Origin of the sequence: Klebsiella quasivariicola, from assembly GCF_002269255.1 — a bacterium.
Classification (GTDB): domain Bacteria; phylum Pseudomonadota; class Gammaproteobacteria; order Enterobacterales; family Enterobacteriaceae; genus Klebsiella; species Klebsiella quasivariicola.
Genome location: NZ_CP022823.1, coordinates 1,403,824 through 1,423,586, shown reverse-complemented (window position 1 = coordinate 1,423,586; position 19,763 = coordinate 1,403,824). Strand labels below are relative to the sequence as shown.

Below are 19,763 nucleotides of genomic sequence, written 5' to 3'. Positions count from 1 at the left end.
GGTTTAATGCGGGCCGCGTAATTGCTGCTGTAGCCGGAGCAGGATTTCCACTTCCTCAAGCCTGCGCTGCGTCAGCCCGGCCACGCTGTCCGCCGCCCGGATAAACAGATTCTCCGCGCCGAGGATCTGCTCATCGAGACAATGTGCATAGATCGCCCCTGGCCGTATCCAGCGCTGGATCCGCTCGCCGTCGTGAAGCGTCACCACTTCGCCCTCAGGGGAGCGGTCGAGAGTGAGGATTCGCTCGTCTCGCAGCCCTATCCGCATTCCCTTTTGCCCGCCCGCGGGGCCCGCGTATTTGTTGAGCCAGATATTGAGCGGGATAGTGCCCAGGGTTCCCTGCAGATGCGCCTGCCCCTCTGCGGTGACCGTATCTCCAGGGGCAATGTCATGGCCGAGGCGGTCTTTCGCCACCCGAAGGGAAAGGCTCAGCGTCGTATCGCCTCCGCTGGCATGCAGGGTTTCGCGGAGCATCGCCAGGACATGGGTGCCGATATCGAGGATCACCCCATCAGGGTGACGCAGCTGCCGGGTATCCAGCTCCCCGGTGGCAAAATTAAGCGCGACCGGTTCTCCGGCAGCGTTAAAGCCGCTTGGCTCCTGTAAATAACCTTCGAGCCAGACGATATCCTGCGCAGAGAGGTTCGGCGGTGGCAGACGGCTGGCCTCCCCTTCCGCCCGCCACCGCGGGCCAGGAGCGTTCAGCGCTAAGCCACGCGCCATCCAGTGGTCGAGGGCCAGCACCCGGTCGGCCTCCCCAGCCGACGCCAGCAGCGCCCGCAGTCGGGCGGCCTGCTCAAGGTTGGCCACGATCGGCTTTTCCACCACGATACGGGAGATGCCGCTGGCTAATGCTCTTTCCAGCACGGGCAGGTGCTGGAGTGATGAGGTAGTGATGAAAAGCGTCTCCAGGGGTTTGGCCAGCAGCGCTGACAGTGAACTGCAGCGCTGGATCCCCGGCAGCGCTCTGCTGCTGTCGAGGTCATAACCCCAGCAGTTGTCGACGGCGTATCCCAGGCGGCGCAGCGCCGGTAAATAGGCGGTTTCCACCACCGCGCCGAGGCCGATAAAACCAATTTGCATAGTAAGTCCACCTTTGAGCCGCTCTGTTCCCGGCGAAGTATCGCGGGATTATGGCTGAAGGTTTTGACATTTACCGGCATGGCGGCCACAAAAAACCCGCCAATATGAATTTCAATTTTGAAATAATGTATAAAATTGTACCTACTACGAGATACCTGGCATTTTTGCGTGAAAATAATGGAGTCATGCACAACAACGGTCATTCCATGAGTCGCGGTAGTAAATATTTCCGTCCATGTATTTCCAGGTGATCGCCTCATAACGCATCTCGAGCGTTTCCAGGTGGGTACTGCTCATACCAGTAGGTGATAAATACGGCGCAACCGTAGTGACTTTGACGTTCTCCAGGATGATGTTGAAATACTCAGCCTCAATGCCCGCCTCCAGAATGCGGTACATCTTTATAATCGCCTTCTTCATCGGGCGCCCCTCACACACGGCACGATACAAAAGCGGTGTTGTCTGATCGAATTCCTTCACTATCGACACAGGACGATGTATACGCGTACCTGTCAGTTTTCCCCAGCTTGGATCAACTGGAATAGTAATACCATGAGAGAATGATTTTAACTCAATAGATCCAAGACGCGTTGGCATCATGCAGCTTCCAATGATCGGAGAACCGTTTTCATCTTCAAGCCATAAATGTGCGGGAGTAGACATACAATTTCCTTATCATAAATAACGTTAGAATTACCATTTCACATAGCGCCCAAAGATAATAATCATAAGTACAGCGAATATACCAACAGGCCAAACCGGCCCCTCAGGGAAAATTTGAAAAAAAACCACTGCAAATATGACAATGCAAAGCGGTGGGGCATACAGCGAAATTAATTGCTGGAACAACCACAAAAGCGCTCTTTTAATAAATGACATCATCACTACCTAATCATTCTTTCGATGATATTAGCGATCTCTGCATCTGAGGCCCATTGAGCTTTAAAAGCGTCGGCATGTTCAAATAACGGCGCCACCAGAAAATACATCATTTCAAGTTCTTGTTCGTATAGTATAGAAAAGAATGCAGGATAACAGATTCGGAGACGCTCAGCGCTATCTGCAGCCTTCTGCACAACACCATACACGCCAGCCACTGTAACGGCGACCCCCGCAGAACGCCCAGCAAGCGCTCCCATATCTAGGCTTAGTTTCATGCCTACCGAAACACAGGTAGCCGTAGCTAAAACAAATCCAGATTTGGTTAGAGAGTCTGCAGCGATATGAATGTTAACAGCCATCAGAATTCTTTTAATATGCTCTAACTGCTCTGTTGTTTTGTGCCTAAATATTTCTTCAAAATATATTTGAAGCATTTCATATACAATATCATTACGCTGTAAAAGATGGTAGATACCTTTAGCAAATCTAACATCCTCATTCTTCTGCTTTTTACATACATCCTGATACTCATCAGTAAAACAGGATGTATAATACAGGGCCCGAGTTACGCCAGCGCCTATTGTTTTAACCTGACTGGAAACCCGTTGTTCTATGCCTGAAACAGCGCGTTCAAGTTTTATTGCGAGAATTTTATTGGCCTGTAAATAGCTGATGACGACATTGTTGTAATACATTATCACTCCTTGCTGATTAATTTCACCATCCTGTGAAAAAACCTAACTTACCATAATACTCAGCCATAAAGTAGACTCTCCAGTTTCTCCCGCATTACAGGAAATCGGCACCGTGGAATTCCCCCAACATATCCAGATGCGTTTTCTCTCTTATCATTGCGATAACTTTCTACGTATATATTATCAAAGCGTACTCAAACAATTGCTTGAGCAAGCGAAGCTAACAAATGAGAAATTTCATAGGTACGTGCAGATATACATGCCAAACATGCGCGTTGATGCGTCGTTACGATCGCCCTTAATAAAAAAAGCCCGGCAGATGCGGGCTTTGAAGGATTCATGTTGGTGAGTAAATCTTGCTGATAGCTTATTTGCTTTTCTTGATGTGCTTGATCAAGCGCTTACGTTTACGCATCTGGTTCGGCGTCAGGGTGTTGCGCTTGTTGGCGAACGGGTTTTCCCCTTCCTTGAACTGGATCCGGATTGGCGTACCCATCACGTCCAGGGATTTACGGAAGTAGTTCATCAGGTAGCGCTTGTAGGAATCCGGCAGATCCTTCACCTGGTTACCGTGGATCACCACGATAGGCGGGTTGTAGCCCCCGGCGTGGGCATATTTCAGCTTCACGCGACGGCCGCGAACCAGCGGTGGCTGATGATCTTCCGCCGCCATGTTCATGATCCGCGTCAGCATCGCGGTGCTTACGCGGCGCGTGGCGCTGTCATAGGCTTCGCGTACCGATTCAAACAGGTTGCCGACGCCGCTGCCGTGCAGGGCGGAGATGAAGTGCACCCGGGCAAAGTCGATAAAGCCCAGACGATAGTCGAGGGTCTCCTTCACCTGCTCTTTCACTTCCTGACTGAGGCCGTCCCACTTGTTGACGACGATCACCAGCGAACGGCCGCTGTTCAGAATAAAGCCCAGCAGGGAGAGATCCTGGTCGGAAATCCCTTCACGGGCATCGATTACCAGCAGCACGACGTTGGCGTCTTCAATCGCCTGCAGTGTCTTGATGACCGAGAATTTCTCCACCACGTCAGTAATTTTGCCGCGCTTGCGTACCCCGGCGGTATCGATGAGCACATATTCACGCTCGTCACGCTGCATCGGGATATAAATGCTGTCACGGGTCGTGCCCGGCATATCGTAGACCACCACGCGATCCTCACCGAGAATACGGTTGGTGAGGGTAGATTTACCGACATTGGGGCGTCCGACAATCGCCAGCTTGATAGGCAGATCCTGCGGATTGAAGTCGTCTTCCGGCTCTTCTTCCGCTTCGCCATTCTGCTCAGCTTCGAATTTCGCCCAGTATTCGGCGTCTTCGTCCACCTCTTCCTGCGGGTTGATTTCGTCCACCCATGGCAGAAGGGCCTGCTCCAGCAGGCTGGTCACGCCGCGGCCGTGCGAAGCGGCGATAGGATAGATATCGCCCAGACCCAGCGACCAGAAATCCGCCATCGCCTGGTCGACGTCGATGCCGTCAGTTTTGTTGGCGACAAGGAAGGTGGGCTTTTCGCGAGAGCGCAGGTGTTTTGCGATCGCGATATCCGCCGGCATCAGGCCAGCGCGCGCATCGACCATAAACAGCACCACATCGGCCTCTTCGATAGCCAGCAGCGACTGCTCCGCCATCCGGGTTTCCACGCCCTCTTCCGTACCATCAATACCACCGGTATCAATACAGATGAATTCGCGGCCTTCGACTTCGGCCCGACCGTACTTACGGTCACGAGTCAGCCCCGGGAAATCCGCAACCAGCGCATCACGAGTGCGCGTCAGGCGGTTAAAGAGCGTGGATTTTCCAACGTTAGGGCGCCCGACAAGCGCGACCACAGGTATCATGTTAAATGCCTCATACAATCACTAAGCAACATCGTCTTAACGACGTTTTTAAAAAAGTCAAAACGGCCCCTGTCTGCCAGGGGCCGTTTCTTAATCACTCACGACAGCGGTAATTAACGCGTAATCGCGTACAGCGTACCGTCTTTCGCCTGGATCAGCAGTCGACCATCGGCAACCACCGGATCGGTCAGGAAGCCGGAACTATCGACTTTCTGCTGTGCCACAAAATGGCCATCTTCCGGATTCACCCAGTGCATGTAGCCTTCGCTATCACCGACCACCAGATTGCCATTATACAACACCGGCGCGGTCAGCAAGCGGTGCAGGAGATCGCTTTGCGTCCACAGAGTCACACCGCCATCGGTGGTCAGCGCCAGCAGACGATCGTTCTGGTCAACCAGGTAGATACGGTTACCATCGACGATGAAATCATTCACCGAACCCAGCTCGCGTTTCCACATAATCTGGCCACTACGCAGATCCAGCGCGGTCAGGTTACCGTTATAAGCCAGCGCATAAACCACGCCGTTGACGATGATCGGCGTCGTGTCGACGTCGTTCAGGCGGTCGATTTCCGTCGGGCCGGTGGCCGTAGAAATACGCTGCTGCCAAATCATCTGCCCCTGCTGCATCAATACTGCACTGACGCGGCCGTTGTCGCCGCCGACAATTGCCGCGCCATAAGCGGTCGCCGGCGCAGACTCGCCGCGCAGGGAGAGCGCTGGCATATCGAGGTTAACAGTCCATTTTACCGCACCGTCAGTTTCATTCAGCGCCTGCAGCTGGCCATTGCTGGTATGCACCAGCACCATGCCATCGCTGACGACCGGGCGCGACAGCGCCTCGCCGGCGACGCGGGTTTGCCAGGCAACAGTACCATCACTGGTATTCAACGCAAACAGCTGCGCTTTCTCACTGCCAATATAAACATGGCCGCCAGAGACGGTCACCCCGCCGGAAAGCAGCGCAGGAGTGCGCGAGAACCAGCCATCTTTCTCGGCCAGGTTCACAGACCACACTTCTTTACCGTCGTCCGCGTTCAACGCTTTGACGGTGCCTTTACGATCAGCAGCATAGACCACGCCGTCAGCAAAAGCCGGATGCAGGTTAGAGTAAAACTCGCCGATACCATCGCCAACAGAGGTGCTCCAGGACGTGGACGGCGTAAACTGATTTTCTACCGTCGGCAGCGGTGACATTTTCACCACATCTTCTTCGCTATTAAACAGCGAACACCCGCTCAGCAAGGTAACGGAAAGCAGCCCTGGCAAAAGTAATTTACGCAATTGCATCGAGTCCCTCTCAGATGGACAAATTATTCATTTTCATACGCATCATTTCGCTGAGCGCAGGAGAAGCATCGCTTTTCACGCCAGCTTCCCACGCCGCACGGGCCCCTTGCTTATCGCCTTTGCTCAACAGAATTTCGCCGCGCAAATCGGCCACAATGGCGGTCCAGCCTTCACCTTTGATGCTGTCGAGGGTTTTCAGCGCCGCATCAGCCTGCTTCATCTGCAGCTGAACGCGGGCAAGACGCATGCTGATAACCGATTTCAGGTTATCATCAGACGCGGCCGCCAGCCCCTGCTGCAGCTGCTTTTCAGCGTTCGGCAGATCGTTCTGCTCAACAAAATGCTGTGCCAGCTCGAGAGAGGCGAAGGCGCCGTAGGTATTTTTATTGTCAGCCGCGAATTTCTCTGCCCCTGACAGCACTTCTGGCGTATTCGATTTCAGCGCGGAAGTCGCCTTTTCATAAGCCAGCGACGCGTCTCTGGCGGTATCCTGCTGATGGGAGGTCCAGTAGCGCCAGCCAACCAGCGCGCCAATCCCTAAAATCACCCCGACCGCCAGCGCTTTGCCATTTTCGGCAAAGAAGCGCTTCAGCGCATCGACCTGATCGTTCTCGTTGTTAAAAGTTTCCACGCAGTCCTTCTCCTGACTAATAATTCCCGGGAGATTAACCCAGAAGTGTGCGCAAATGCGCGGCAACGCTCTCCTGCGTTACGGTAGTTTGCTCACCTGAGCGTAAATCCTTCACTACCACGTTTCCGTCAGCGATCTCTGACTCACCGACCACCAGGGCGATACGGGCGCCCCATTTATCGGCGCGGGCAAACTGCTTCTTAAAGTTGCCGCCACCGTGGTTGGTCATCAGCTTCACGCCGGGCAGCGCATCGCGAACCTGCTCAGCCAGACGCATTGCAGCAGACTGAGTATCGGTCCCGGAGGCTACCAGGTATATATCGACAACAGGATCGGCTTTAAATTCCGGATTCACTGCCTGGACCAGTAAAACAAGGCGCTCTAACCCCATAGCAAAGCCAACGCCCGGCGTTGCGCGACCGCCAAGCTGCTCAACCAGACCGTCGTAACGGCCGCCGGCGCAGACGGTGCCCTGGGAACCAAGGCTGGTGGTCACCCACTCGAACACGGTGCGGTTATAGTAGTCGAGGCCGCGAACCAGACGCTGGTTGACGGTGTAGCGGATCCCGGCATCGTCGAGCAGCGCGCACAGGCCGGCAAAGTGGGTTTTCGACTCTTCGTCCAGGTAGTCGCCGAGCGCCGGCGCGTCGTTCAGCAGCGCCTGTACGTCCGGATTCTTGGAGTCCAGTACGCGCAGCGGATTGGTGTACATCCGGCGTTTGCTGTCTTCATCCAGCTTATCGGTGAACTGTTCCAGATATGCCACCAGCGCGTCGCGGTAGTTAGCGCGCGCTTCCAGCGAACCGATGGAGTTCAGCTCCAGGCTGACGTGATCGGAAATACCCAGTTCGCGCCACCAGCGCGCGGTCAGCATAATCAGCTCCGCGTCAATATCCGGACCCTGCAGGCCAAACACTTCGGCGCCGATCTGATGGAACTGGCGGTAACGGCCTTTCTGCGGACGCTCGTGACGGAACATCGGCCCGACGTACCACAGACGCTGTTCTTGATTGTACAGCAGACCATGTTCGATGCCGGCACGTACGCAGCCCGCCGTCCCTTCCGGACGCAGCGTCAGGCTGTCGCCGTTGCGGTCCTCGAAGGTATACATCTCTTTTTCAACCACGTCGGTCACTTCGCCGATCGCGCGTTTGAATAACGGGGTCTGCTCTACAATCGGCAAACGGATTTCGCTGTAACCGTAGCTACCGAGCACCTGCTTCAGTGAGCCTTCAATGCGCTGCCAGAGAGCGGTTTCGCCCGGCAGATAATCGTTCATGCCACGGATGGCTTGAATGTTCTTTGCCACGTTTATTCTCTTTATATATACAAAAATGAACCCCGGCGCCTTGCGCCCGCAGGTTCAATCATACACGGGAAGCGTATCGCTTCCCAACACGTTATTTTGCTTCAACCTGTTGAACGTCAATCCGACGGGCTTCATCGAGCATCGAGGCTTTGGCACGGATCCGCGCTTCCAGCTGGTCGATCATGTCGTCGTTGTCCAGGCGATCTTTACGCACGCCGTCTTCATACAGGCCGCTTTTCTTGTTGCCGCCGGTGACGCCGAGGGTTGAAACCAGCGCTTCGCCCGGGCCGTTTACCACACAGCCGATGATCGAAACATCCATCGGGGTGATGATATCTTCCAGGCGCTGCTCCAGGGCGTTCACCGTGCCGATAACGTCAAACTCCTGGCGTGAACAGGTTGGGCAGGCGATAAAGTTAATGCCGCGGGAACGGATGCGCAGGGACTTGAGGATATCGAAGCCGACCTTGATCTCTTCCACCGGATCCGCCGCCAGCGAGACGCGCAGCGTATCGCCGATCCCCTCGGATAACAGCAGGCCCAGGCCGATCGCGGACTTCACCGCACCGCTGCGGGCGCCACCCGCTTCGGTGATCCCGAGATGCAACGGCTGATCGATCTGTTTCGCCAGCAGACGATAGGATTCCACCGCCAGGAAAACGTCAGAGGCTTTTACGCTGACTTTAAACTGATCGAAGTTCAGACGATCGAGATGATCGACGTGACGCATGGCGGATTCGAGCAGCGCCTGCGGCGTCGGCTCGCCGTATTTTTCCTGCAGATCTTTTTCCAGCGAGCCGGCGTTGACGCCGATGCGGATCGGAATGTTTTTATCGCGTGCGCAGTCCACCACCATGCGGATGCGCTCTTCGTTGCCGATGTTGCCCGGGTTGATACGCAGGCAGTCGACACCGTATTCCGCGACTTTCAGCGCGATACGATAGTCAAAGTGGATATCGGCGACCAGCGGCACGTTAACCTGCTGTTTAATCAATTTGAACGCCTCTGCGGCATCCATCGTCGGAACAGAGACGCGGACAATGTCCGCGCCCACGCGCTCTAACGCTTTGATTTGGCTTACCGTCGCTGCCACATCGGTGGTACGCGTATTGGTCATTGACTGGACGGCGATGGGGGCCCCATCGCCAATTGGCACATTACCAACGTAAATACGTTTAGATTTTCTACGTTGAATCGGAGCCTGGTTATGCATGAAAAATCTCCCGCGTTACCCGTCTGTTACTGCGCCGGTGATTGTTCGGCATTGAGGGTCAGACGCGCAACCTGGTTAGTTCTGATAAAACGACTCAAATCGACTGGCTTGCCCAGATACTGGATCTGTACTGCAGCCGGGGCGCCAATTTTCAGCTTATACGGCGCCTGACCGCTCAGGTTCAGGTTGCCGCCTTTACGCTGAAGACCGCTGAACAGTTTTTTACCGGTGGCATCGCTCACTTCCAGCCAGCAGTCGGCGGAAAAGTTCATCACCAGATCCTGCGCCGCAGCCGCCGGCGTCGTCACGTTTGCCTGGTCGGTCGGCAACGGCGAAGCCGGAGTGGTAGCCGGAGCTGCTGGCGTTGTCCCCGCGGTATCGACATTGGCCTGCGAAGGCGCCACGACAGCGTTATTGTCCACTGGTGTCTGGGCCGGTGCGCTGGTGGTCGGCGCACTGGCGGTATCGGTCGGCGCACTGTTCGCGGCGCTATCGGTGGTCGAGGCTGCCGGAGCGCTGGTATCCAGCGGCACGTTCTGGCTGTTGGCGTCACCGCCGTTCAGCTCAGCGGAAGACTGATCGGCCATGGTAGAGATCTCTTCCTGCTGCGCCTTATGGTCTTGCCACCACCAGGCGCCGCTCAGACCGATAACCACAAACAGCACCAGCCAGGTAAAGCTCATCAGCCAGCCGTCGCGCTTTTTGCGGCGCTTGCCTAAAGAGAAGCTCTGCATTGGCGCGACCTTTGCTGCGCGAATAGGCGCCTGCTTGGCCATCATCGGCAGCAGCTCTTCTTCAGGGATATGTACGAGGCGAGCGTAGGAGCGGATGTACCCGCGCAGGAAGGTTGAAGCGAGGTCGGCGGGGGCCTTGTCGTCTTCAATATCACGAACCGTGGACACCTTCAGGCATAAGCGTTCTGCCACCGCTTGCTGGCTAAGTCCGAGCTGTTCGCGGGCATGACGCAGACGCGCGCCCGTGGTGTTTGCTTCTTGATGATCTTGAGTGGCTTCAGTATTCATTCGCTACAACTACTGGTACGTGAAATTTAAAGTTCAGCGCGGGAAAAAGCCGGCGCCGCGAGACATCTGTGCTACGTCAGCCTCACAGTATAGGACTGTCAGCCGCGCGATCACAGAGACGAATCAAAATTGAATGCTAAGCGGTTGTTGTGCCGCTACATACTGCCTCAAAGTCGACAAAAACGCACCGTAATTATTAACCAAATCAGCGTATTTCGCCTGGCTATTGGCCATAAATATGACCCGTGCCGCCTTTGTTGCACGGGTCATCATTTGTCAGACCGCTTTTACGTCAATCGCTTCGCCCTGCATCCGCTTACGCAGCGTACGCTTGGTCCGGTCAATAACGTCGCCCGCCAGCTGGCCGCAAGCGGCATCGATATCGTCGCCGCGGGTTTTACGCACGATGGTGGTAAAGCCGTACTCCATCAGGACTTTGGAGAAACGGTCGATGCGGCTGTTGGAGCTGCGACCATACGGCGCGCCCGGGAAAGGATTCCATGGGATCAGGTTGATCTTGCACGGGGTGTCCTTCAGCAGTGCCGCCAGTTCGTGGGCGTGCTCGGTACCGTCGTTGACGTGATCCAGCATGACGTACTCGATGGTCACCCGGCCCTGGTTGGCATTGGACTTCGAAATATAGCCGCGCACTGAGTTGAGGAAGGTCTCGATGTTGTACTTTTTATTGATCGGGACGATTTCGTCACGAATGGTGTCGTTCGGCGCGTGCAGAGAGATCGCCAGCGCGACGTCGATCATATCGCCGAGCTTATCCAGCGCCGGCACCACGCCGGAGGTAGACAAGGTCACACGACGCTTGGAAAGGCCAAAGCCGAAATCGTCGAGCATGATTTCCATCGCCGGCACGACGTTGTTGAGGTTCAACAGCGGCTCGCCCATGCCCATCATCACCACGTTGGTGATCGGACGCACGCCGGTGGTCTTCACCGCGCCGACGATTTTCGCCGCGCGCCAGACCTGGCCGATAATTTCAGACACCCGCAGGTTGCGGTTAAAGCCCTGTTGGGCGGTGGAGCAGAATTTGCACTCCAGCGCACAGCCAACCTGTGAAGAGACGCACAGGGTGGCACGGTCTTCTTCCGGGATATAGACGGTCTCGACGCGCTGATCGCCAACGGCGATCGCCCATTTAATGGTCCCGTCGGTTGAGCGTTGCTCTTCAACCACTTCCGGGGCGCGGATCTCCGCCACTTCTTTCAGTTTACTGCGCAGGACTTTGTTGATGTCGGTCATTTCATCAAAGTCGTCGCAGCAGTAGTGATACATCCATTTCATCACCTGATCGGCGCGGAAAGGCTTCTCGCCCATGTTTTTGAAAAACTCGCGCATCTGCTGACGGTTTAAATCCAGCAGGTTGATTTTGGCATCTTTGTTCGGCACCGTCAGAGCGGCGATATCAGGCGTGACAATTTGTTCAGACATAATGTTTTCCGGCCTCGTTATTACACGTTATGGCCCCAGGTGGGTTGAAAAAGAAACGCCCCGGAGAGCGACTGCTCGTCCAGGGGCGCTATATTCTACAAATTCTGGCGCATGGAAGCCATGCCTGCACACAGTCAATGATAAAAAAATCTGTTACTGACTGCTCAATCCTCTAAGGCTTTTCGATTGTCAGGCAAACGCCGCGACGATCGAAAAGACGAGGTTTATATCTCCAAAGTATTTCAGGTCACCGCGAGGCGGCGAATTCGCACATCCCCGGGAGCATAGATAACTATGTGACCGGGGTGCGCGAATGAAGCCAACAAAGCGGTGGCGTGAAAGACGCAGGAGATTAGCGAGTGCGCGGGCAAACCTCGCCTTCAGCAAAGAAGAACGCGATTTCGCGGGCAGCGGATTCTACAGAATCGGAACCGTGGGTGCCGTTCTCGGTGAAGCTGTCAGCGTAGTCAGCGCGCAGGGTACCCGCCAGGGCGTTTGCCGGGTTGGTGGCGCCCAGCAGGTCACGGTGACGCTGAACCGCGTTTTCGCCTTCCAGAACGGAAACCACGATCGGGCCGGAGGTCATGAACTCAACCAGACCGTCGAAGAACGGGCGACCTTCGTGCTCAGCATAGAAACCGCGAGCCTGTTCAACGGTCAGGTGCAGCATTTTGGTGCCGACGATTTTGAACCCTGCAGCTTCAAAGCGGGAAAAGATGCTGCCAATAACGTTTTTTGCCACCGCGTTTGGTTTGATGATGGAAAAAGTACGTTCAATAGCCATGATTACCTCTAATTTAATGTTCTGTTGTTGCACATACGATCGTATGGCCTGGCGCGCATTATAATGAGCATCCCCGCCCCTGCCTACGGATGAAGGTAACATTTTGTTAAAATAAGATGAGTATTGGAAACACAAACCGCCAACAACAAATTTACCCTGGTTATTGCAGGGTGAAACTGGCGGCCGCCGTTTGCCCCGCCTCATCCATGACCACCAGCTGCCACTCGCCGGGCTTATCCAGGGTGAGTGTGGTTCCCGCACCGGTAGTGTCTAAGGGTTCGCCGTTGAGAAACCACCAGCGCCGCCCTTCCCCGCCGCTGGTTTGTAGCGGCAACCTCACCCGCACCTCACCCGGCAGACGTTTTATCACCGCGCCCTCACGGATCCCGGAGAGTACCAGCGGCGCGGCATCCTGATTTTGCAGCGGCGGGCATGTTTTCGCTACCGGCCCCAGACGCGCGGAGCGACGCTCACCTGGTGGCAGCCAGGGTTCCAGCGGCAGCGGCCAGACCTCAACCACACTTTCGCGCGCCCCGGGACAATCCGCCGCCACCCGTTCACCTTGTTCATTGCGCCACACCGGGAAGCGGATCCCGCGCACACCTTCCTGTCCCGGCAGCACCAGAGTCGGCGGCTGGCTGGCATCCAGCAACCAGCTGGCCAGGCGACGACGGCAGTTGCTGTCACCGGCCGGTAGATCCTGCCCGCCTGGCCAGCAAATGGTCCCCTGGCTGACCGTTTGCGGGCGCGGATCGATCGGCAGCCCGCCGCGGCTCATCGCCGGGCGGGCCAGCAGCAGATTATTGACCTGGTTGAGTAGCGGCACGGCGCTGGCGAAACCAAACTGCCCCACCACCGGCGTACCGTCCGGACGCCCGGTCCAGATGCCTATCAGATAACGCGCATTAAGGCCCACCGCCCACGCGTCGCGATAGCCGTAGCTGGTGCCGGTCTTCCACGCCAGCGGGACCACCGGCGGCAGCGAGGCATCGGGAACCGGCTGCGCTTCGCCGGCCAGGATGCGCCGAACGATCCACGCCGCCCCGGGTGACATCAACGCGCGCTCGATCAGGGGATCGCCCGGTTTCAGGCGCAGCCGCGCCGCTTTGCCATGACGGGCGAAAGCGCCGTACGCCGCCACGATATCTTCCAGCCGCGCGCCGGCGCCGCCGAGGATCAGCGACAGGTTCGGCTCAGCGCCAGCGGGCAGCATCAAGGGCAGTCCGGCATTGCGTAAATTCGCCGCGAAACGTTTGGGCCCGTAGGCTTCAAGCACCTGCACCGCCGGCAGATTCAATGAACGCACCAGCGCCTCGCTGGCGCTCACCGGGCCGTGAAACCCGCTGTCGAAATTGCCGGGGCGATAATCGCTAAAGCGCCGCGGCACATCCTGCAATAGCGACGCCGGATGAATCAGCCCCTCATCCATTGCCATCGCGTAGACAAAGGGTTTCAGCACCGACCCTGGCGAACGCACCGCCGAGATCATATCAATATGGCCGAAGCGGCTGTCGTCGGTGATATCTGCCGAGCCCACCCAGCCGCGGACTTTCATATCCGTGTGATCGACCACCACTATCGCCAGCGAACTGCGCGGCGGCAGGCGCGATTTCCAGTTCAGCGCCAGATCTTCAAGCTGCCGCTGGAGCCCGGCATCCAGAGTCGTCACCACCTTTTCATCACGGCTGGTCGCCAGCGCCCGGCGTGAAAAAAGCGGCGCCAGCTGCGGCATCTGCCGCGGGAATAGCCATACAGGTTCTTCCATCGCTTCCTGTACCGCCCGTTGCGGCCAGACGCCCTGGCTGAGCATCCGTTCCAGTACTTTGTCGCGAGCAGCCTGAGCACGCTGCGGCCAGCGGTCCGGGCGTAAACGGCTCGGCGCCTGCGGCAGCACCGCCAGTAGCGCTGCCTCGCCGTAGCTAAGCCGGGCAGGCGGCTTACCGAGATAGGCCCAGCTGGCCGCGCCGATCCCCTGCAGGGTGCCGCCAAACGGCGCGCGGTTCAAATAGAGGGTTAGAATGTCGCTTTTTGACAGATGCCACTCCAGCTGCAGCGCCCGCCACAGCTGGCGCAGCTTGCCGCCGAAGGTGCGCGGATGGGGGTCGATCAGACGTGCCACCTGCATGGTAAGCGTGCTGCCGCCGGAAATGACCCGCCCGGAAGTCAGATCCTGCCAGGCGGCGCGCAGCACCGCGAAGGGATTGACCCCTGGATGTTTCCAGAACCAGCGGTCTTCATACTGGATGAGCGCCTGCAGATAGCGCGGCGACACGTCGGCAAGAGTGACCGGGTAGCGCCAGACGCCCTGCGCATCGGCAAAGCGCCAGAGCGGCGTGCCGTCTTCCGCCACCACCACGCGGGCGGGCGTGACGTCATGCAGCGGCAGCGGCCACAGACGATCGGCGGCCAGCACCGCCAGCCACAGCAGAAAAATAAACGCCGCCAGCAAGCGCCAGCGGCGTTTTACCCGAGGCAATACGCGCATTTACGGCGTCACGGTAAGCGGGCCGCTGGCCGCCCCGGTCGCCCGCCACTGCGGCACATACATCGATTCCACCTGCGGCTGCGGGACCTGATAAGTGCCCGGCGTCACCGCCCGCGCCAGATAGACCAGCGTCACCGGCTGGCCTTCATTGACGGCGACTGCGGCGACAAAGCGGTCATCGCGGAACTCGATATGCTGAATATCCGCCTGTTGCATCTGGTTAAGCAGATTTTGTACCGCGTCGCCATTCTCCTGCAGGCTGGCGCTGCTGTTGGCCAGGTTCTGGTTTTCCAGCTCCAGACCGGCAGGCAACAGATCAACCACCAGCGCGTCAGGCACGTTGCGTTTGGCGGTCACCTCCAGCTTGACCAGCACCAGTTCACCGCTGCGCAGTGATGACAGCGATTTCTGCTGTCCCTGGGTATCGAAAATAGTGCGTTCAATCCCCAAGACATTCCCTCCCGGCTGCGGCGCACTTTGCGGATAGCCGCTGCTATCGAGGCGCAGCCACAGCGGCTGAGTGCCGGTATTGCTCACCTGCAGCGACGCCAGCCGATCGCCGTCGAGGTTGCGGGTTTGCGCTTTGTCGCTGGCCAGCGGCTCCGCCTGCAGCGAAGTTTGCGCCTGCCAGTTGCCCGGCAGGTCGGCGAGGGTACGCCCGGCAAGGAACAGGGCGTTGGTTTCCTGGGTCGACAGCCAGCGCTGACCGAAGGCTTCTTCCGACAAGCTGCCCAACAGCTGATTTTGCACCTCCGGCAGCAGCTTGTTCTCTTCCAGCAGCGCCAGCTTCAGGGCGTCATCGCGAAGTTGGCTGCCGTAATCGCCCAGCCAGCGGTTTTCATTGTGACGCGGCGTGGTAACCGCCAGCTTCAGGGCTTCGTCGCCGCGCGGCGCATCGCCCATGGTTTTCAGCGCAATACCGAGCTGTAATAGCGGCAAGCCGGAGCGCGCCTGGTCGTGACGGCTCCAGATTTCACGCAGTGCGCCGAGCGGCGCTTTTTGCTGACGCGCCAGCACCAGCGCGGCATAGGCCTGAGCGGCAAAGCGGCTGGCCCGGGCGTCATCGCTGTAGCGCACGGTCATCAGCCCCGGTTCCTGCAGATAGCGCAGCAGGCGCTCGTTCCCCTTATTAAGGGCGTTGACCGGCACGCTGTAGCCCTGTTCGCCGGCGCGGACGAGGAAGTCCATGGCGTAGGCGGTCAGCCAGTACTCTTCCGGCCCCTCTTTATCCCACAGCGCAAAGCCACCGTTTTCCAGCTGCATCTGCAGCAGGCGCGAGATACCCACATCGACCGCCGCGCGGCGTTTTTCATCACTATCGCCGCTGATGCCCAGCGCTTTTAGCTGCGCCGCGCTGGTGTACAGAGAAGGGAACAGGCCGCTGGCGGTCTGCTCAAGACAGCCGTAAGGATAGGCTTTCAGCTCGCGGATATAGCGGGCGAGGTTCAACGGCGGTTTACCACTGAGCAGCAGTTGGCCCTGCAGCGTTTGCGGGGCGAAGCCCTCACTCTGCGCCGCCGGCGCCTGCCAGCTTTCGCCGGGTTGTAACACCGCGCCGCTATTGATGGTCTGTGCCGGGAACGCCGGACGGACGCCGATTTTCCACTGTTTTTGCAGCGGGGCGAAGGTTTCACCCGGCAGGCTCAGGCCGCTGATGGTGGCATTGAGCTGACCATCGCCAAAACCCGCCAGCGCGCTCACCGGCACGAACAGCGTGCTGCGCGCGCCCGGCGCCAGCTGCACCGGCGGCAGCTGGCCCTCGGTTAAGGTGACCAGCCCGCTGGCGGCAAGGTGAACCTGCAGGGTTTGCGGTTTATCAGTCAGGTTACTGAGATCCAGCGCCAGACGCGTGGTGTCGCCGCTGGCAAGGAAGCGCGGGGTGTTCAGCTCGGCGATAACCGGGGCGGCCACCACCACTTTATCTTCGCTGCTGCCGAAGTCATCTGCCGTCCACGCCTGGGCCATCACCCGCAGTTCGCCGTTAAAATCGCCGATGGGCAACGTCACCGTGCCTTCGCCCAGGTCATTCAACACCACCGGCTGCGCCTGCTGGGCGACGATCGTCACGTGGTTAACCGGCGGTTTGCCGCCGCGTTTTAACTCGTCGCCATCGCCGCCGAAGCGCAGGCTGGCTAAACGCCCCTGTCCTTCGATCACCTGGCCGTAGATGTCATAGATATCTGCGCCGTAACGCTTCTGGCCAAAAAAAGCGTTCCACGGATCCGGCGTGGCGTAATCGGTAATATTCAGCACCCCGCTATCCACCGCGGAGAGCAGGACGTTGACCTGTTTCGGCACCTCGCCCTCTTTGACGCTGGCTTTCACTTTTACCGTCAGCGGCTGGTTGGGGCGCATTTTGTCCGGGGCCTCCAGCGCCAGCGTCAGGCGACGGTTTTCATCGCCCAGCGGCAGATGCAGCAGGCCTACCGCGCGTTTCGGCGTCGCCGAGCGCGATTTATCGCCGGGGCGAACCACCAGCGTGCTGAGGTAGAGGTCGTGGCGATTCCAGGCTTTATCCACCGGGATCGACAGCTCCATCCCCTCCGCAGGGACGTCAATTTCCTGCCACCACAGCGGCCCTTCACTGGATTCCACCATCGCGTAGCCTTTACCCGCCGCCGGGGCGGCGATATGCAGTTTGATGGTATCGCCCGGTTTATAGCTCGGTTTATCCAGTTTCATGGTGACCCGGTCCGGACGCGCCGCGCCGGTACCTTCGCTGTTATCCTGCCAGCTATAGCCGGCCCAGAAGCGCACGCTGCTGACGACATCGTCCGGCCCTTTCACCTCCAGACGATAGGAGCCCCACTCTACCGGGAAGCTCACTTTACCGGTTTGCCCGGCCTGCAGATCCAGCGACTCCTCGCCCTCCTGCAGATCTTTTTGATCGAACTGCGACTGCCAGCCCTCGCTATCGGACCAGTTCCAGTAGTAGTCACGTCGTTCGCGGATCAGCCGCACCTGCAGACCGGAGACCGCTTTTTTCTCGCCTTTGGCGTCGGCATAGACGATATCAAACGCGGCATTACTGTTTTCATCCACCACCGGCTGCTTCACGGTGGTGTCGGTGCGGTAATCGTAAACGTCTTTTAGCGTAAATTGCGGGCGGATCCCCGGCAGCGCCTCGGCAGGCCAGATCGGCTGCTTAACCGTACGGGTCACCGGCCGGCCGCCGGATTCCAACAGGCTGGCCTGCAACACCACCTGCAGCGGCGAGTGGCTATCCTGCCACTGGCTCGAGGTGGTCACTTCGCCATGGCCTTTTTCATCCAGCGTCAGCTGGACTTCATCCAGACTACGGGAGAGGTTTTCTTCCGCGATATCGCCGAACTGGAAGCCCGGCAGCGCGGCGACGGCGTCGCGCAGCGGACGCAGGAAGAGCTTGCCCTGCAGCTGGTTGCCGCTGGCCGGCGCGCCGTAGAGATAGGCGCCGCTGACGCCAAAGGTGACATCGGCATTCGGCGCGACTGGCGCCGCCTGCGGCGTCAGGTTCAGCGCCATACGTTCGGGCATAAAGTCTTCGACGTGGAAATCCCACTCGCGGGGTTGATTATCGCCGGTGCTGGCGCGAATGTGCCACATACCGGTGGCCGCGCCGCTGTCGAGCGGATAAGTAAACTGATACAGACCGTTAACCGGTTTGCTCATCACCGAGCGGATCACCTGGCCATCCGGCTGCACCACCTCCAGCTTCACCGGCTGTTCCGCCAGCGGCTTACCGTCGCTATCGCGCAACAGGGCATTGAGGATCACGGTTTCACCCGGACGATAGAGATCGCGCGGGCCAAACATAAAGAATTGTTTACTGAAGCCCGGCGCACCGGCAATCGAGAATTCCGCCAGATCCAGCGCCGGCAGCTTGAGGTCGAGGAGCGTGGTTTGCCCCTCCTTGCGCGCCAGCAGCAGCGCGGCCTCTTTATCGGTTTGCAGGGTGACATGACCCTGGCTGTCGCTTTTCGCCTGTGCCAGCGTCTGCCCTTTGGCGTTTAGCAGTTGCACTTCAATTCCCGACTGCGCGGCGCCATTTTCGAGACTCTGGGTGAAGACATCGAGCCGGTTGTGGTAGCGATGCGCCGAGACGCCAATATCGCTGAGGGTGAACAGCGTTGCCGCGTTGCTGTAGCTATAGTGGCCCGCCGGGTTCATCACCGCCACGTAGACGCCAGGCTGCTGGAGCGGCTTGATGTCGCTTAGCGGCAGCAGCAGCTTTTCGCGGGTATTGCGCGCCGGGTTGAGATCGAAGCGGCCGGTATAGACCAGATCCGCCATCTTCAGCAGCTCGTCAGACTCCCAGTTGCTTAACGAGTTACGGTATTCCCACTGGCTGACAAACGCGGAGAGTGATTCCGGCTTAATGCGGAAGAAATTAACGTCGACATTATCGACGTTCAGCGCCATCACCGGCAGCCCGGCGATCACGTTGCCCGGCAGCAGCGAACCGCGGCTGGCGAAACCAACGCTCGGCGCGATATCGCGGGTGGTCAGTGTCTTCTCAAACGGTTTGTCGAGCGTCGCCTTGTTCAGGGCCATCAGCGTCGGGTCGACCGAGACAATCAGATCGCGCTTCGGCTCGAGATGACGCAGACGCAGCTCTTTCAGATTCGGCGCCAGCTCCCAGGCGCCGTCCACCTTCCCGTTTTTCTTATCCACCAGATGCACGCTGCGGGAGAAATCCTGGTCCGGCTGCAGCGGTACGGAAAACGTCAGCACCAGGGTCGCGGCGCCATCCAGTTGCACTTCCGAGGCGTCGAGCAGCGTTAGCGCTTTGCCCTGGCTTTTTTCCGCCAGCGCCGCCAGCTGGGCGCGGTCCGGTTTTGCCGTTGTGCCAGGGCTACTATCCGCGGCCGGCGCCGGGGCCGAGGCCTGCGGCGTACCGCTGTCATCACACCCGGTTAATGAAAATGCGGTAAGGAGCGCCAGTGACAGCGCCGCTAAACGAAATGGTTTCATCCTTCTAACCCCTCGGCCGGTGAGCCTGATGCAATTTGTCACATTTATTATGCGTTATGCTGACATTTCTCAACAGTGATGACGCGGGTTTCTGCCGATTAATCAGAAAAGTGCCGTGACGCCGTCCC

General features: G+C 58.2%; 13 protein-coding genes. All 13 read right to left on the bottom strand.

The annotated features are described in order from the left end of the window. Nucleotides 1-3: 3 nt before the first annotated feature. The 13 genes from B8P98_RS07240 to B8P98_RS07170 all read right to left on the bottom strand — a co-directional run bounded on the left by B8P98_RS07240 (nucleotide 4) and on the right by B8P98_RS07170 (nucleotide 19,635). Nucleotides 4-1,083, bottom strand: a complete 1,080-nt coding sequence (locus B8P98_RS07240; RefSeq protein WP_025711701.1) for a Gfo/Idh/MocA family oxidoreductase — start codon at nucleotides 1,081-1,083, stop codon at nucleotides 4-6. A 183-nt stretch (nucleotides 1,084-1,266) separates the two neighbouring features. Then, on the bottom strand, nucleotides 1,267-1,746 hold the full coding sequence (locus B8P98_RS07235) for an Hcp family type VI secretion system effector (RefSeq protein WP_020317242.1): 480 nt from the start codon (nucleotides 1,744-1,746) through the stop codon (nucleotides 1,267-1,269). 221 nt (nucleotides 1,747-1,967) lie between these two features. Then, nucleotides 1,968-2,660 (bottom strand): hypothetical protein, encoded by a 693-nt coding sequence (locus B8P98_RS07225; protein WP_080896830.1) that lies wholly within the window; start codon nucleotides 2,658-2,660, stop codon nucleotides 1,968-1,970. 367 nt (nucleotides 2,661-3,027) lie between these two features. Further along, nucleotides 3,028-4,506: a ribosome biogenesis GTPase Der gene (der, locus tag B8P98_RS07215; protein ID WP_025711699.1), complete on the bottom strand. Its 1,479-nt coding sequence runs from the start codon at nucleotides 4,504-4,506 to the stop codon at nucleotides 3,028-3,030. 113 nt (nucleotides 4,507-4,619) lie between these two features. Then, a complete protein-coding gene (gene bamB, locus B8P98_RS07210) occupies nucleotides 4,620-5,798 on the bottom strand; it encodes an outer membrane protein assembly factor BamB (protein ID WP_025711698.1) in 1,179 nt (392 codons plus the stop codon). Between the two features lie 10 nt (nucleotides 5,799-5,808). Beyond that, nucleotides 5,809-6,429 (bottom strand): YfgM family protein, encoded by a 621-nt coding sequence (locus B8P98_RS07205; RefSeq protein ID WP_002913890.1) that lies wholly within the window; start codon nucleotides 6,427-6,429, stop codon nucleotides 5,809-5,811. Between the two features lie 34 nt (nucleotides 6,430-6,463). Beyond that, nucleotides 6,464-7,738: a histidine--tRNA ligase gene (hisS, locus tag B8P98_RS07200; protein ID WP_012967446.1), complete on the bottom strand. Its 1,275-nt coding sequence runs from the start codon at nucleotides 7,736-7,738 to the stop codon at nucleotides 6,464-6,466. A 91-nt stretch (nucleotides 7,739-7,829) separates the two neighbouring features. Beyond that, the gene (gene ispG / locus B8P98_RS07195; protein ID WP_080896829.1) at nucleotides 7,830-8,951 is read right to left on the bottom strand and encodes a flavodoxin-dependent (E)-4-hydroxy-3-methylbut-2-enyl-diphosphate synthase; all 1,122 of its coding nucleotides are present in this window, start codon (nucleotides 8,949-8,951) and stop codon (nucleotides 7,830-7,832) included. Nucleotides 8,952-8,977: 26 nt separating this feature from the next. Next, nucleotides 8,978-9,973 carry a cytoskeleton protein RodZ gene (gene rodZ / locus B8P98_RS07190; RefSeq protein ID WP_080896828.1) on the bottom strand — a complete coding sequence of 332 codons (996 nt, stop codon included), beginning with the start codon at nucleotides 9,971-9,973 and terminating at the stop codon, nucleotides 8,978-8,980. Nucleotides 9,974-10,249: 276 nt separating this feature from the next. After that, a complete protein-coding gene (locus tag B8P98_RS07185) occupies nucleotides 10,250-11,416 on the bottom strand; it encodes a bifunctional tRNA (adenosine(37)-C2)-methyltransferase TrmG/ribosomal RNA large subunit methyltransferase RlmN (protein ID WP_025711695.1) in 1,167 nt (388 codons plus the stop codon). A 352-nt stretch (nucleotides 11,417-11,768) separates the two neighbouring features. Further along, a complete protein-coding gene (gene ndk, locus B8P98_RS07180; protein WP_004144312.1) occupies nucleotides 11,769-12,200 on the bottom strand; it encodes a nucleoside-diphosphate kinase in 432 nt (143 codons plus the stop codon). A 160-nt stretch (nucleotides 12,201-12,360) separates the two neighbouring features. Beyond that, entirely contained in the window at nucleotides 12,361-14,685 is a 2,325-nt protein-coding gene (gene pbpC, locus B8P98_RS07175; protein WP_080896827.1) for a peptidoglycan glycosyltransferase PbpC, read from the bottom strand. Continuing rightward, on the bottom strand, nucleotides 14,686-19,635 hold the full coding sequence (locus tag B8P98_RS07170; protein ID WP_080896826.1) for an alpha-2-macroglobulin family protein: 4,950 nt from the start codon (nucleotides 19,633-19,635) through the stop codon (nucleotides 14,686-14,688). Nucleotides 19,636-19,763 lie beyond the last annotated feature (128 nt).

Coding starts and splice junctions, on each gene's coding strand:
- B8P98_RS07240 (WP_025711701.1), bottom strand. CDS start 1,083: ATGCAAATTGGTTTTATCGGCCTCGGCGCGGTGGTGGAAACCGCCTAT.
- B8P98_RS07235 (WP_020317242.1), bottom strand. CDS start 1,746: ATGTCTACTCCCGCACATTTATGGCTTGAAGATGAAAACGGTTCTCCG.
- B8P98_RS07225 (WP_080896830.1), bottom strand. CDS start 2,660: ATGTATTACAACAATGTCGTCATCAGCTATTTACAGGCCAATAAAATT.
- der (WP_025711699.1), bottom strand. CDS start 4,506: ATGATACCTGTGGTCGCGCTTGTCGGGCGCCCTAACGTTGGAAAATCC.
- bamB (WP_025711698.1), bottom strand. CDS start 5,798: ATGCAATTGCGTAAATTACTTTTGCCAGGGCTGCTTTCCGTTACCTTG.
- ispG (WP_080896829.1), bottom strand. CDS start 8,951: ATGCATAACCAGGCTCCGATTCAACGTAGAAAATCTAAACGTATTTAC.
- rodZ (WP_080896828.1), bottom strand. CDS start 9,973: ATGAATACTGAAGCCACTCAAGATCATCAAGAAGCAAACACCACGGGC.
- B8P98_RS07185 (WP_025711695.1), bottom strand. CDS start 11,416: ATGTCTGAACAAATTGTCACGCCTGATATCGCCGCTCTGACGGTGCCG.
- ndk (WP_004144312.1), bottom strand. CDS start 12,200: ATGGCTATTGAACGTACTTTTTCCATCATCAAACCAAACGCGGTGGCA.
- pbpC (WP_080896827.1), bottom strand. CDS start 14,685: ATGCGCGTATTGCCTCGGGTAAAACGCCGCTGGCGCTTGCTGGCGGCG.
- B8P98_RS07170 (WP_080896826.1), bottom strand. CDS start 19,635: ATGAAACCATTTCGTTTAGCGGCGCTGTCACTGGCGCTCCTTACCGCA.